Here is a 14,298-nt window from a genome sequence, read left to right on the forward strand (position 1 = left end):
TCTCTCCTCCTCTCCTTCATATTTATTCCTTTCATGTCCAAGTAATGCTTATTACCAAGTTGCAGTTTTATCACTGTTATATACTTCTGCCAATGTATCAAGTGCCTGCTCTAAATCGGCCGTATGCTCTTTGTTTCGACCATTTCCATATTTCTTTCCAAGTGGTCGTTTTGGCATTTCCACTAGAACTTCTTCTACTTCCTTAATCCACCTATCCTTCATATCCTTTTCACCTATTGCAATTAATTGATATTTTTTCATATCTGATGATAAGGAACCTAGCTCTAGTACATCGGCAAATTCATCCCAAGCTTCTTCCACACGATCCTGAATCCGTTTCTTTGCTTCAACAGTTGCGTTCTGAAGCTGGCTCATCCAAATCTTCCAATGTGCCAAGTGATATGGATGCTCCATTAACACTTTTCTTGCTACATGAGCAAGTGGTAGATAGGAGCTGTTTGCAATCGCTTCCAATTTAATCTTTTTGAAAGTTTCATAGAAGTAATTCCTTACTACTGCTAATGCCCAGTCATAATATGGCTCTTCTAAATACTTCCCTTCACCATTGCGTTTTTCCAAGTAACACCCATTACGGCGTTCTTCTGGTTTACGATCATGTGCTAAAATATCTGCATTTCCTTCGCCTAAATCTTCTAACAGGTTATAGTACATGACCGCGTGCCCCATCGTATTTTGTGTGATGGAGGAATAAGCAACATCTTCTTCAATATGTGGTGCTAACCCTAGCCACTCTGATCCTCTAAAGGAGATTAGAAAGTCATCATCTGCTAGCTGAAATAATAGCTCTCTTAAAGCTTGATAATATGAAGCATCTTGTTTTGCTTGTTCTGGTGTTTCGATTATCATGCTCACTTTTTCTTCACCTCTTTCCAAGACATGATTTCTTTCTCATCTAACATGCCTTGCTCTTTCTCCTTCCACTTTTGCCGAAGATAGCCATATCCCTTCGTTGTACGATACTCCTTATTGTCCAAACGTTTAGTTATACTCTGTCTTTCTTCACTGCTCATTTTTCGGATATCACTTTGTTTCACGACCCAAATATCCACAACATCTTCCCGTCGCATGAAGTTTTCCTGTGCCATCATCATGGCCATTTCTCTATTTGGAGCTAATAAACTAAATTGGTGTTGCATTGGTGCTTTATTGCCTCTTCTACTAAACACTTCATAAACCTGATAAAAATCGGATTCCTTAGTCATTTACATTCCTCCCCCCAGTTACACCGTGACAGGTTCCTCTCTAAGTGCTTGACGTACCCAGCGGTTATTGCTGTATGCAATCTCCCTTAGGCGCAGGCGCTCTTTTGATTTCGGCCCTTTGTTGCGAATAATTTGCTTGAATTCATCCCAGTCAGGCTGTTTATACACCCATTTTTCTTCTTTTTCATCATAGTGAATCGTGTCATCCGGAACTGTTAACCCAAGTGAAAATACTCTTGGTAAATATTTTGATAAAAATGCTTGGCGTAATTCCTCATTCGTACTCTTACGAATCTTGTATTTAATCATGATGTCTTGTTTGGAGGACCCTGTTGTTTCAGCAGAAGCTGGTCCAAAGAACATCAGAAGTGCTGGCCACCAACGGTTCAGTGATTCTTGTAAAATACTACGTTGGTATTCGTTCCCTTCAGCCAGTGCCATAATAATGGATTCACCATGCTGTGCATGAAAAACTTCTTCCTGACAGATGCGTTGTAATGCCCGTTGGTATGGACCATAGGAAGCATCTAACATATTCGTTTGTGACATGATCGCTGCCCCATCAACTAGCCAGCCAACCATACCAGCATCAGCCCACGTTTTCGTCGGCATATGAAATACATTATGAAACTTTAAATCACCATTTAATAAATCTTCCATTAAGTCTTCTCGTGTCTTCTCGTAAGGTTTCATTAAATCTTCCGCAACACGCAATAATAATTGGCCATGCCCCATTTCATCTTGAACTTTAGCCATAATGCCAAGCTTTCTTTTCAAAGTTGGAGCCTTTGGAACCCACTCTTTTTCTGGTAGTGCCCCCATAATTTCGCTAATGCCATGCATGGAAATAAGCTTAATCAGTGCCTGACGATAATCAGCAGGCATCCAGTCATCTGCTTCAATTTTTTCACCTGCTTCAATTCGGGTCATAAATGCATCGTATTTCTCTTGATCGTGCTCTACATAAGCAGTTGTCTTGGAATCTCCATCTTCCACATAGTTATACATCGTACCACCCTTTCATAACGTATCTTTAACGTTATGATATCAAAGTGTCATATGTATGACAATACGATAATTTTAAATTTTCATAATTTAACCCGACACTATATGCTGTAATGGTTTTCTATATTACAAATTCCATCTCCATTGAATTAGCAGATGACAGATTTTTATAGAACGTTTTATATTTGTTATTTGACGAAGTTCTCGGAAATACCTATTCATTTCCCACCATTTTTGTTAAAATTTGAACAAATGAAGATTACATATGAAATGTACATAAGAGAGGACGTTTTAGTTGGAGAAGCAATTTAATACAAGGTCAATGATTTTTACTCTTTTCGGGGATTATATTAGACATCACGATAACGTCATTTGGATTGGAAGTTTAATACGATTGCTTGAAGAATTCGGGCACAATGAACAGTCTGTCCGTGCAGCAATTTCCAGAATGAGTAAGCAAGGATGGGTACAATCTGAAAAAATCGGAAACAAAAGCTACTATTCCCTGACCAAACGTGGTAAAGCAAGGATGGAAGAAGCGTCTAAAAGGATATATAAAACTGAGCACCCTTCTTGGGATGGCAACTGGCGCATACTCGTTTACACCATTCCAGAGAATAAACGCCATCTGCGTGATGAGTTAAGAAAAGAACTCGTATGGAGTGGTTTTGGCTTATTGTCTAATAGTTGTTGGATTACACCGAATCCTTTAGAAGAACAGGTCCACCTTCTAATTGATAAATACGATATTCATGAATATGTATCCTTTTTCCATGCATCATATATCGGCACGAATAACGAAGAAGAACTCGTTCAAAAATGCTGGAATCTTGATGAGGTGAATGATAAATACCAAGCATTTATTCAAGAATATAGTCAAAAATATGTTATCGACAAAAATAAAATCGAAAAAGGTGAACTTACAGATGGGAGTTGCTTTGTTAAATCAGCACTTTTAGTTCATCAATACCGTAAATTTCTATTCATTGATCCGAACCTGCCTCAAGAATTATTACCGAAAAAATGGTTAGGAGACTCTGCTGCTTCCTTATTTACGGATTACTATAAAATGTTAATCGATCCGGCTAGACGATTTTTCAAGGAAGTCTATGAGCAAGGGGAAATAGATAAATTACAAGAAAGCTTGAAAAAATAGGAGTACAGGATTGAACAGGATAATTTTTAAATGAATAAAACTGCATCTCCATTTAGAATATTTCTAACTTGGGGTGCAGTTTTTTTTATAAGATTATGTTTGTTGTACTAATAACGACGATACACAAGTAGCAACTTTTTTCTCATCCTGTATGAGGTCTGCTACTACATACGCTAATGTTCTCCCCATCTTTTCTACTTTAGCTATTACCTCTATTTCTCCCTCGAAACCTGGTCTATGGAACGTTGTATCTAAATCAATAGAAACAAACCCTTGTGTATCAGTTAGTTTCGAAGCAATCGCATATGCCATTAGGATATCTGCTGCAGATGATAGAAACCCACCCATGACAACTCCTAAACCATTTATAAATTTTTTATCGACTTTCCAAACACCCTTAGCCACACCGTCTTTTGCATAATCTACTCTCACCTGCATAGTTAGATCACAAGGTGGAGGAGTTAATCCGTTAGTTACTACTTGTTGCAAGTCTGTAATTGAATATTTCATTATTCCCACTCCTCTATTTCCTTACAATTAAACATAAAACAATAATTTAACAACCGTTTTATAAACGTTTACTAAAGTTTAAATTCTATATCATTCATTGTCAATATAATCTAAATTCAATTAACTTAATATGAATTCTATTTATTATGATAAACGGGTATTATTAACCGGTTACACCGCAAAAATACAGGTTAAATGTATGGAAAGGTGCTTTATTTTTAAAATTTCAGAAATATGATTGACTTTTATTTATAATATTCTTATTATTTATATATCGATATTTTGATTAACGTAAAAATAACGTTATAATTAATAATCGTGAAATTTAAGATATAATTTTATCAAAAGGGAGACATACAGATGGAAGAAATAGTCGATATCACCATAATCGGTGCAGGGCCAATTGGTTTATTCACTGCTTTTTATGCTGGGATGCGGGAAGCTAGTGTAAAAATGATCGACAGTATGCCTGAGGTGGGAGGACAATTGGCAGCTTTATATCCGGAAAAGTATATATATGATGTTGCTGGATTTCCTGGAGTTAAGGCGAAAGACCTCGTGAAAGAGCTTCATAAACAAGCATTAACCTTCTCACCAACACTATGCTTAAATGAGCAAGTACAGGATATTATCCGATTAGAAGATGGCACTTTTGAAATTCATACATCTAAAGCCACTCATTGGTCTAAGAGTATTATTCTATCTGCAGGTGCCGGAGCATTTGAGCCTAGAAAATTAAAACAGGACAATGCTTACCTTTTTGAAAACAATACACTGCACTACTTTGTGAAAAATTTGGAAAGTTTTCGTGATAAAAGAGTATTAATATGTGGTGGCGGAGATTCTGCAGTTGATTGGGCACTTGCATTAGAAGATATTGCCAGTTCCGTCACCATTGTCCATCGCCGAGATGCGTTCCGAGCACATGAGCATAGTCTAACACAGCTAAAAAATTCAACTGTCATGATTCAAACTCCCTATGAAGTTACTGAGATTATTGGGGATGCTGGTCAAATTAGTCGTGTTAAGATACAGAAAATCAAAGAGGATAATAGAAAGACTATTGAGGTAGACGAGGTTATTGTTAATTATGGTTTCATAACCAATATTGGTCCAATTAAATCTTGGGGATTAGATACCACTAAAACAGCTGTTATCGTAAACGGCAAAATGGAGACGAATATTCCGGGAATCTATGCTTGTGGAGATATTTGCTATTATGAAGGGAAACCGAAGCTGATTGCTACTGGATTTGGGGAAGCTACAATTGCAGTGAATCATGCAAAATCTTATCTAGATCCAAAAGCAAAACTAAGTGTTCATAGTACGCATCTATTCTCTACGGCTAAATAAAAACGAGGATGTTTCTATAAGGGGTAACCTTTCGAAACATCCTCTAATCCCTTCTTATTTTACACCTCGTGTATCTACTTCATACCATTCCTTCGATGATGTATTTAAGCAGTCTTGTATTTTCCGAAACTTTACTTTTGGAATTTTAATTTTAATGTAATTTGCCTCTTCTTGGGAAAGTCTTAATTCGCGTATGCTTCTTCCATCTTTGAAAGACTCGAGTAAGAATTCATCAAATGCTTCTTTATTAGATAACATGAATCTCCCCCCTTACGCTTTATTAGAGACTACTGCTCGATTTTTTATTTTCTTTCCCGAGAGAACTATGGATTCATTCACTAATACTTGCATTGCATCTACACAATACGGTCTTAAGTGATCTGAGATATCTATACAAGAAAGCTCTGTACATCCCAAAATGACACAATCACATTTCTCATTCTCCATCAGATTAGCAATAATTTGTTCAAATCCGTATACATCAACCGGTTTATCTGCTTTAAAGTCATAAATCGTCTGCATAACTTTTTGTTGGTCATGCACATTTGGAATATGAGCCTTCATATTATATTTATGACATTCTTCCTGATATATACCTGTATTTATCGTCCCATCAGTCGCTAAAATTCCTACTTTCGCATTACTTCCGAATTGCGTACGGATGAAGCTTACAGTTTCTTCAATCATATTAATAATATTGATGGAGGTCATTTCTTGCATTTCATCAATAAAATAATGTGATGTATTACACGGAATAGCAATATTATCTATTCCAGCTACTTCAAATATCTCAAAATCTTTTTTAACCGCCTGTAAAAATGGTTCTTTATTATCTTCCAGTATGGCCCTTGTCCGATCTGGAATCGTGGCATGGTTAAGTACAACCATGTCAATGTGGTCTTGGTCCTTTGAAGCTACTGTATTTTCAATCACTCTTTCAAAAAAAAGCGACGTTGCTGCAGGTCCCATTCCACCTAATACTCCGAGCTTTTTCTGTTTCAATCAATCCACCTGCTTTGTATTCTGCTGTTACTAGAAAGTTATTTTACTTCAACATTTTCTTTATTTAATGCTTCTAATGCAATACCAGCACCATAATCCATACCTTGGCAACCTGCAAGTAATACTAAATCACCTTTATTGGCATTAGATAGTGCCAAGTGAATCGCATCAGGTAATTCATCATATAAATGAACTGTAATATTAGCTTTATCCATCACTTCTAAAAATGCTTTTACTTCATCATCTGTTACTTCATCTTTGGAAGTAGTATGGGAAACACTTCTTGTTGCGATGACTTCTTTAATTTTTAGCTTATCAGCCCATTCTACAATAACCTCGGCATTTTCACGGTTAATAGTAGCTCCTCTTTGTCCACGGATAGCATAGACAAGCTGTAATTGTTCATAATCCATAAAGTCTAATGTTTGTAACGTAACATTAATATTCCCTGGGTTTGCGAAATGGTCATCTACTACTTTAATGTCTTGCTCATAAATAAATTCAAATCGGCGTGGAACCCCGGTAAACTCTTTTAATGTTTTTTGAATCGTACTTATTCTGACTCCACTTATTAGCCCAGCAATAATAGCCACCATTGCATTATAAACAGAATGCAAGCCAGGTACAGCCAACTCTACTTCAAATTCACTTGGCTCATACGTTATACCATTTGCTTCAAAAGGCTTTAATATTTCTACGGTAAATTTACCTCGACCAGTGGATAAGTCTAGGTTTTTACAATGAATATAACCATTCTTGTTTTCAATTCCGAATGAAATTACCTTAGCTTTTGTTTTATCCACTAATAATGCAGAATATTGATCATCTAAATTTAAAATTGCAAAACTATCCTCAGATGCATCACGAATTAAACTAGATTTCACTTCAAAATACCGTTCGAATGTACCATGCATCTCCATATGTTCTTTACTCATATTGTTTAACGAAACGATGTCATATTTTACGCCTTCCACACGATATAATTCTAATGCAGCTGAAGAAACTTCCATTGTCACATGGGTTACATCATTTTGAACCATATCATGTAAATAACGCTGTAAATCTAATGATTCAGGAGTTGTAAGCTCTGCTGGAATTGATTCATCACCATTTTTCACGATTACGGTTCCGATTAGCCCAGTACGTCGGCCTTCATTTTCTAAAATTGCATTTGTCATATAAGTGGTCGTTGTTTTTCCATTAGTTGCCGTAATTCCGATCATGTTTAGTTTAGATGACGGATCTTGATAAAAACGAGCACCAAGTCTAGCTAATGCTACACGACTATTCTTCACGACAAATTGCGGAATATCGATATTTTCTTGAACATCTTCTACTACAGCAGCAACCGCACCACGTTTCACTGCGTCTCCAAGGTATTTATGACCGTCTGTCTTATATCCTTTCACACAGACGAACAAATCTCCTTCTTGCACCTTCTGAGAATGATAGGAGACATTATGGATTTCTAATGGCTCAACTTCCCTACCATTTGTGATTTCGATTGCATCTAGTAATGCTGTTAATTGCATCTAAACTACCTCCTATCCTTTCCTTCGGTTGAATAGCTTTCCAACCCTTGTTTTCATAAATGACATTGCTGGCTTAGGGTCGCTAAAACTAAAAATCGCATAAGCTTTCGGGCGAAATAGTGATTTCAACACTTCTGAAGATTTCAGTTGTTTTGTTTTCACATAATCTTTCACGGCTAACATATCTTCATAGCCATACCAAAATGCTCGATTGGTCGTTTCTGTAACGGCCTTTGGTTCTAATGGTTCTCCAATCATTTCCCGGTACGTAATATAAGGGAAATTCAATCCAACCTTATATAGTAAATGATTAAAATTCGTAATCCTAGCATTGATTTCAATTAAATAGAATTCACCTGTTTCTTCATCTTTCTTAAACTCAATTTCAGCAAATCCTTTATAACCAATTTCCTCTAAAAACTTCGAGCCAATCTCGAAAATTTTAGGGGTGTACTTTTGAATTGTATATACACTAGCACCAAAATTAATTGGGTATTGACGTAACTTCTGACAAGTCGTCCAATGGGTTACTTTAGAATCTTGATTTAAATAAGCATCAAATGTGTACATATGGTCATCAAAACCAGGGATTATTCGTTGTACAAACACTTCCTGATTAGCTGATTTAGCTTTCTCCAGTGCTTCCTCAAGCTCTTCCATATTATGAACTTTAAAGATTTTCTTTCTAAATATCGATACAAAGGTCGGTGAATCAAAAGGTTTCACTAAACATGGAAACTTGATTTCCTCTTCAACTCGTTCTTTGAAATTCGGTTCATTGATCCTAACTGTCTCAGGCACTTTGACACCATGTTCTGTCGCTAAGGCATGTAACGTGTCTTTATTCATTACCTTTGTTGCTAAACCTTGTTCTGTTTGTGGAATTAAATAATATTCCTTAATCCGATGTAAATAAGCATCTATCACCTCTAGATATGTATCATGACACGGAATAAGAACTGGCTTTCTTTCTTGCTTTTTCGCATAGTCAATTAACGCTTCAATAAAACCTTCCGTATCCTTTTTATAGTGTGGTAATAGTATTTTTTCCGAGCAATATTTCGATGCGGCACCGTAGCGATCTTCCTCTGAATAATCAGCCGCTACCGTATGCACACCTTCCTTACCTAGACTTCTTATCGCACTTAGTCCTATATAATAATTATTTCCTAAAATAACTGCTTTATGATTCATATTCGCTACTCCTATATGGGTGTTAATATCCTATTCATCTATTTGTATTTTTATTTAGCTATGATTATTTCAATGAAGAGTATTCCTCTCATTATATACTCACCATTATACGCCTGTAAAAAGTTAACTTCAATCTACAATGTGAGCGAATTTCCACTAGTATTTACGCTTTACTTTTAAAACTATTAATTTTCCAAAAATTATTGCTGATAAGCCCAATAATTATGATATATTTATACTTAGGAAAATTTACCCATTAGTCTACTAGCTAAAGGAGGAGATAATTAGCCAATGCGTTTTGATAAAATCTTTATCACATTATTATTTATTATATCTGTTATCGTTGCATTTCACGATACTAGTATAAAAGTAGAGTTAAAAGATTATCTTATAGCTCTTTTTCTTTTCTATTCCTTTTCATCACTGTATTATCACTTAAAAGTAGCTGTAAAACAGGGTAATTCAACGATTGACTATACCATTCCTTATAGTCTTGGAATAGCACTATTTGTCGGTCCACTTGGTGTATTTATTTTTGAAGCCTTGTATATGTTTACGGTATTCGCGATTCGAAAGGTAACTAAAATCGCTGATAAAGAAGAATTATTACATACTTTCTATAATACAGCTGCCTTCGCTCTAAATGGTGCTATTGGATATTATCTTTTCCAAGCATTATATCCGATATTTGATCAAGTACTGTTCGGATTTTGGATTTTAATTATTGCCATTGTAATTGTAATGTCCTACTTATCTCATTCCTTTTTAGCAATCGTTTTTTTACTAAGTGGCGATATTAAAACACTTAATGAAGCATTTACGTTTATGAAAGGTAGAAGTATTTTAGATATCGGCAAAATAGCCTTTTCCAACGGTTTATTATTTGTATTCCTGGAAAGTAGACAATGGGAAATGGTTGTTGGACTATTCATGTTAAATTATCTCGTCAGTCGTTCTAACATCGCGATTAATCTATCCCTCAGGCATAAACTGGAAAGGGATAAGTATGAGCAAATGGCCTATACAGATTTTCTGACCGGAATACACAACAGAACCTTTATGGATAAAAAGATGGATGAATTGAATAATTCCAATGAACGAATTGGAATTATTGTTTGTGATATTGATTCATTCAAGAAAATCAATGATTCCTATAACCATGCGGTCGGTGATCTGGCAATTCAGCATTTCGCTTCCACAATAAAGAGCTACCTAAAGGAAGGTGATTATATATTCCGTAGTGGTGGTGAAGAGTTTACGATTTTTTTAAGGAATCGAGACTACGAGGAATGTCTTGCCTTAGTTGATGAAATCCGGGACGGAATTAAAAGAACACCCGCAATTGCTGAATATAATAATAAATCAATCCACATAACACTAACAGCATCATTTGGTCTTTATTATTACAGAACGAATGAATCACTAGATATTAAAAAGGCTTATGTATATGCTGACCAATTATTAATACAATCCAAGGATTTAGGAAAAAACAGAATTTCTGCAAAGAATGGGATGAGTAATGTACCATTGTCTCAGCGATTTGAATGAATCAAACCTTCTTCTCCATATGTAGATTAGACGTATTTTTTCTAGAATTGGATTCAGAAATTAGATTTTTTTATTATAGATAAATGAAATTGTTGGCACAGTGATAATAAGAGAACCTACAAACAGCAAACTAAATCTATCCGGAAATATGTTATCTTCCCTTCAGTACTCGAAAGAATCTTTTCTTTCCATCTCTGGTGTATGTCTATTTCCGGATTTAAGTTTCTTTATTGTAAATGTTTAGGTACCTGCTTTTCGTGACTACCATTAACTGATTCAGTAAATAATGTATCCTGCAAATCGAACTTCTCTAGCTGCTTTTTCACATTTTTTATTTGTTTATCCACTTCCATTACCTTTTCATTAGTGAAAGATATTGTTTCTATTAAGTTCAGAAGTTGCTCGAAATCCTTTTTCGTTACCGGTTGGGCTTCGGGCTTTAACGTGAATCCAATTTGTCCATTCGATTCGAGGGTAGCATATTGAACGTCGGATATTTTGGTAACATTTCTCTGACGCAAATTTGCTTCAAGCTGATCAACCGTTAATCGAACTTTCTTCAAATTTGTTTCATTGATAACACCATTTTGAATTAGCACTTTAGACCTTCCTGCAATGACTTTCTCAAACCAATCCCCTTTTATTTCGATGTACTCCATTATGATTAATGTTAGTACTAGAATTCCCCCCACACCGATAGTCACCCAAACATTTTTACCTGCTACGGGTTGAACTAATAAAGAGCCAATTCCAATCATAATGACAGTTTGCGGAAGCGTCATTTGAGAAATTGATTTTCTACCGGCGAATCGTAATAGAACTGTACCTGCAATCACAATGAGTACTGCTTTCCATATCCAATCTAGTTCCATTTTAATCTCCCTCAATTCATCTTATATACTCAGTTTCCTTAGTTGGGAGATTATTATTCAATAAGACTCAAAAATTGTTCTATATAGGGTACAACAATACCCGAGCAAAGCCTATGATTCTTTAACAACTTTAATTCATACAACATACAAAAAAAGACCAACTCAAGTTTACTTGAGTCAATCTTATTCTAAAATTGCTATACAATACTCTGCTTCTTAATTTGCTTACTTCGTAACTGGCCACATGCTGCGTCTATGTCAGCTCCGTTTTCCCAACGGACTCCACTGTTAATACCATTTTTCTTTAATACTTCGTGGAATGCTTGGATAACGTTCGTTTCACTTCGTTGATATTGTCCATGCTCTTCAACAGAGTTGTAAGGAATTAGATTCACATAAGAAAGATGGCGTTTACTACGTAATAATTTAGCCAATTGTAATGCTTCTTCTTCGTGATCATTAACATCCTTAAGCATAATATACTCGTATGTGATTCTTCGGTTTGAGTTTTCTAAATAATAATCTACAGCTTTCATAAGCTTCTCTATTGGAAAAGCTCGGTTAATTTTCATGATACTAGTTCTAAGCTCATTATTTGGTGCATGTAATGAAATGGCTAAGTTCACTTGTAAGCCAGTATCAGCAAATTCGTAAATCTTATGCGCTAAACCACTTGTTGAAACAGTGATATGGCGTTGGCCAATTTTAAGACCTTTTTCATCATTCACAACGGTGATAAAGTTAATCAGATTCGTAAAGTTATCAAACGGTTCACCGATACCCATAACAACAATATGGCTTACACGTTCGTCTTTACCTTGTTCATCTAAATGCTTTTGTACCTTCATAATTTGTTCAACGATTTCGCCTGCGTCTAAATCTCTAGACTTTCTTAACAATCCACTCGCACAGAAAGTACATCCGATATTACATCCGACTTGTGTCGTTACACAAACTGATAGACCATAATTGAATCTCATTAATACCGTTTCGATTAAGTTACCATCTGCTAGTTTGAACAGAAATTTAACTGTTCCATCTTTAGATACTTGTTTAATTTCTTCTTCTAATGTTTCAATAACAAAGTTCTCTTGTAAGAGTTCAATGGTTTCTTTGTTTACATTTTTCATATCTGAAAAATTACGAACACGCTTTTTATACAACCAATCCCACACTTGTTCTGCACGGAATCTTTTTTGACCTTTTTCAACTAACCAATCTGTTAGTTGTTCCATCGTTAATCCATAAATGGACTTTAATCCCATCATATATCCTCATCTCCAAATTACTATATCGAACTAGATAACTAGTATTATCTTTTCCTAAATTACTTACTAATCATACTTGATATAATGATGGGAATCAAATTAATTTTTTTCCTTTTTGCCTTATGGGATAAAGCTTTTCCGGTTTATGGTAAGTCTGATTCACCCATTAAATACTTGTCACATTCTTTAGCTACTTCTCTGCCTTCATGAATGGCCCAGACGATAAGACTTTGTCCTCTACGCATATCTCCCGCTGAAAATACGCCATCTACATTTGTCTTATATTCCCCGTAAGCTGCCTTTACCGTAGAATTGTTATTCCGTTCTAGGTTTAACTGATCAAGTAAATACTGTTCAGGTCCTGTAAAACCAATAGCGATTAACACTAAATCTGCTGGCCATACTTTCTCGGTACCCTTTATTTCTTCTCGAACTTTTTTACCGTTTTCTATTTTATTCCGCACATTGATAGTATGAACCTCTTTAATACGTCCGGACTCATCTCCAACAAACTTTGTTGTCATCACGGCAAATGCCCGTGGGTCTTTCCCTAAGCTACTAGCTGCTTCTTTATGACCATATTCCACTCGATGGATGATTGGGTATTGTGGCCATGGATTAGTCGCATCATCGCGTTCTGTGCCTTTCTTTTCATATATATCGAATTGTGTCAACGACTTGCAGTTATGACGAACTGCAGTCGCTAAACAGTCTGTACCTGTATCGCCACCTCCAATGACGATTACATCCTTCCCTTCCGCGGATATATATTGGTCATTGGAAAGATTCGAATCTAATAAGCTCTTCGTGTTTTGATGAAGAAAGTCCATTGCTAAATGAACTCCCTTCAATTGATTTCCTTCAACATCTATATTACGATGTACCGTTGCACCAGTTGCTAAAATGATTGCATCGAATTCACTTTTGAGCACCTTAACGGATATATCCTTTCCTACCTCTGTATTCGTTTTAAACGTTACTCCCTCTTGCTCCAAAATATCTACTCGTCTTTTTACTACCTGATAAGAGAGCTTCATTTCTGGTATACCATAAGTTAACAATCCACCGACACGGTCATCCCGTTCAAATACTGTAACATAATGTCCTGCCTGATTTAATTGTGCTGCAGCGGCTAAACCGGTAGGACCAGAACCTACGATGGCTACTTTTTTACCGGTTCTAAATTTAGGAGGGTTAGGTGTAATCCACCCTTCTTCAAACCCTTTTTCAACAATTGCTCTTTCGATAGACTTGATCGCAACTGGTGGGTCACTTATGCCGAGCACACAGGCACCTTCACATGGAGCAGGACATGCAATTCCGGTAAATTCCGGAAAGTTATTTTTAGCATGAGCACGGTCTAGAGCTTCACGCCATTTCCCCTCGTAAACTAAATGATTCCATTCTGGTATTAAATGATTTAATGGACACCCTGTCGTTACCCCATTAATCTCCATCCCAACATGACAAGTAGGTACGCCACAACTCATACATCGGGCACCTTGTATTTGGGCATCCTTATCATGAATCGGAGCGGTATAATCATTCCAATCCCTAATACGTTCCATAGGTTTTCTTTCGGGTTGTGCTTTCCGTTCATACTGCATAAAACCTGTATGATTTCCCATAACAATC

At 36.1% G+C, this 14,298-nt stretch carries 14 protein-coding genes; 3 read left to right on the plus strand and 11 right to left on the minus strand.

Going from position 1 to position 14,298, the window contains the following annotated elements; all coding sequences use genetic code 11:
- Window positions 1-51: 51 nt before the first annotated feature.
- The 3 genes from paaC to paaA are packed head-to-tail and all read right to left on the minus strand — an operon-like array spanning window position 52 to window position 2,231.
- Window positions 52-867: a 1,2-phenylacetyl-CoA epoxidase subunit PaaC gene (gene paaC, locus AB1K81_RS08965; protein ID WP_412976841.1), complete on the minus strand. Its 816-nt coding sequence runs from the start codon at window positions 865-867 to the stop codon at window positions 52-54.
- A 2-nt stretch (window positions 868-869) separates the two neighbouring features.
- A complete protein-coding gene (gene paaB, locus AB1K81_RS08970) occupies window positions 870-1,223 on the minus strand; it encodes a 1,2-phenylacetyl-CoA epoxidase subunit PaaB (RefSeq protein ID WP_412976322.1) in 354 nt (117 codons plus the stop codon).
- Window positions 1,224-1,241: 18 nt separating this feature from the next.
- Window positions 1,242-2,231, minus strand: a complete 990-nt coding sequence (gene paaA / locus AB1K81_RS08975) for a 1,2-phenylacetyl-CoA epoxidase subunit PaaA (RefSeq protein ID WP_412976323.1) — start codon at window positions 2,229-2,231, stop codon at window positions 1,242-1,244.
- Window positions 2,232-2,550: 319 nt separating this feature from the next.
- Between paaA and paaX the strand changes: the two genes are divergently transcribed.
- Entirely contained in the window at window positions 2,551-3,384 is an 834-nt protein-coding gene (gene paaX / locus AB1K81_RS08980) for a phenylacetic acid degradation operon negative regulatory protein PaaX (protein ID WP_412976842.1), read from the plus strand.
- Between the two features lie 93 nt (window positions 3,385-3,477).
- On the opposite strand, the gene AB1K81_RS08985 is transcribed toward paaX, so the two are convergent.
- Window positions 3,478-3,894 (minus strand): PaaI family thioesterase, encoded by a 417-nt coding sequence (locus AB1K81_RS08985; protein WP_412976324.1) that lies wholly within the window; start codon window positions 3,892-3,894, stop codon window positions 3,478-3,480.
- 360 nt (window positions 3,895-4,254) lie between these two features.
- Here AB1K81_RS08985 and AB1K81_RS08990 point away from each other — a divergent pair, with 360 nt between their 5' ends.
- Window positions 4,255-5,247: an NAD(P)/FAD-dependent oxidoreductase gene (locus AB1K81_RS08990; RefSeq protein WP_412976325.1), complete on the plus strand. Its 993-nt coding sequence runs from the start codon at window positions 4,255-4,257 to the stop codon at window positions 5,245-5,247.
- 54 nt (window positions 5,248-5,301) lie between these two features.
- Here AB1K81_RS08990 and AB1K81_RS08995 read toward each other — a convergent pair whose 3' ends face one another.
- Genes AB1K81_RS08995 through AB1K81_RS09010 form a run of 4 tightly spaced genes read right to left on the minus strand, consistent with a single transcriptional unit; the run spans window position 5,302 to window position 8,975 of the window.
- Window positions 5,302-5,505, minus strand: a complete 204-nt coding sequence (locus AB1K81_RS08995; protein ID WP_412976326.1) for a hypothetical protein — start codon at window positions 5,503-5,505, stop codon at window positions 5,302-5,304.
- Between the two features lie 12 nt (window positions 5,506-5,517).
- On the minus strand, window positions 5,518-6,249 hold the full coding sequence (gene cuyB, locus AB1K81_RS09000) for a cysteate racemase (RefSeq protein ID WP_412976327.1): 732 nt from the start codon (window positions 6,247-6,249) through the stop codon (window positions 5,518-5,520).
- Window positions 6,250-6,287: 38 nt separating this feature from the next.
- Window positions 6,288-7,781 carry a Mur ligase family protein gene (locus AB1K81_RS09005; RefSeq protein WP_412976328.1) on the minus strand — a complete coding sequence of 498 codons (1,494 nt, stop codon included), beginning with the start codon at window positions 7,779-7,781 and terminating at the stop codon, window positions 6,288-6,290.
- 12 nt (window positions 7,782-7,793) lie between these two features.
- Window positions 7,794-8,975: a carboxylate--amine ligase gene (locus tag AB1K81_RS09010; protein ID WP_412976329.1), complete on the minus strand. Its 1,182-nt coding sequence runs from the start codon at window positions 8,973-8,975 to the stop codon at window positions 7,794-7,796.
- A gap of 291 nt (window positions 8,976-9,266) precedes the next feature.
- Between AB1K81_RS09010 and AB1K81_RS09015 the strand changes: the two genes are divergently transcribed.
- Window positions 9,267-10,523 carry a GGDEF domain-containing protein gene (locus AB1K81_RS09015; RefSeq protein WP_412976330.1) on the plus strand — a complete coding sequence of 419 codons (1,257 nt, stop codon included), beginning with the start codon at window positions 9,267-9,269 and terminating at the stop codon, window positions 10,521-10,523.
- A 227-nt stretch (window positions 10,524-10,750) separates the two neighbouring features.
- Here AB1K81_RS09015 and AB1K81_RS09020 read toward each other — a convergent pair whose 3' ends face one another.
- The 3 genes from AB1K81_RS09020 to AB1K81_RS09030 all read right to left on the minus strand — a co-directional run bounded on the left by AB1K81_RS09020 (window position 10,751) and on the right by AB1K81_RS09030 (window position 14,291).
- Window positions 10,751-11,395 carry a DUF421 domain-containing protein gene (locus AB1K81_RS09020; RefSeq protein ID WP_412976331.1) on the minus strand — a complete coding sequence of 215 codons (645 nt, stop codon included), beginning with the start codon at window positions 11,393-11,395 and terminating at the stop codon, window positions 10,751-10,753.
- A gap of 197 nt (window positions 11,396-11,592) precedes the next feature.
- The gene (gene rlmN / locus AB1K81_RS09025; protein ID WP_412976332.1) at window positions 11,593-12,660 is read right to left on the minus strand and encodes a dual-specificity RNA methyltransferase RlmN; all 1,068 of its coding nucleotides are present in this window, start codon (window positions 12,658-12,660) and stop codon (window positions 11,593-11,595) included.
- A gap of 146 nt (window positions 12,661-12,806) precedes the next feature.
- Window positions 12,807-14,291 (minus strand): glutamate synthase subunit beta, encoded by a 1,485-nt coding sequence (locus tag AB1K81_RS09030; protein WP_412976333.1) that lies wholly within the window; start codon window positions 14,289-14,291, stop codon window positions 12,807-12,809.
- Window positions 14,292-14,298 lie beyond the last annotated feature (7 nt).

It is taken from the genome of Ornithinibacillus jepli (genome assembly GCF_047228935.1).
In the GTDB taxonomy this organism is placed as follows: domain Bacteria; phylum Bacillota; class Bacilli; order Bacillales; family Amphibacillaceae; genus Ornithinibacillus.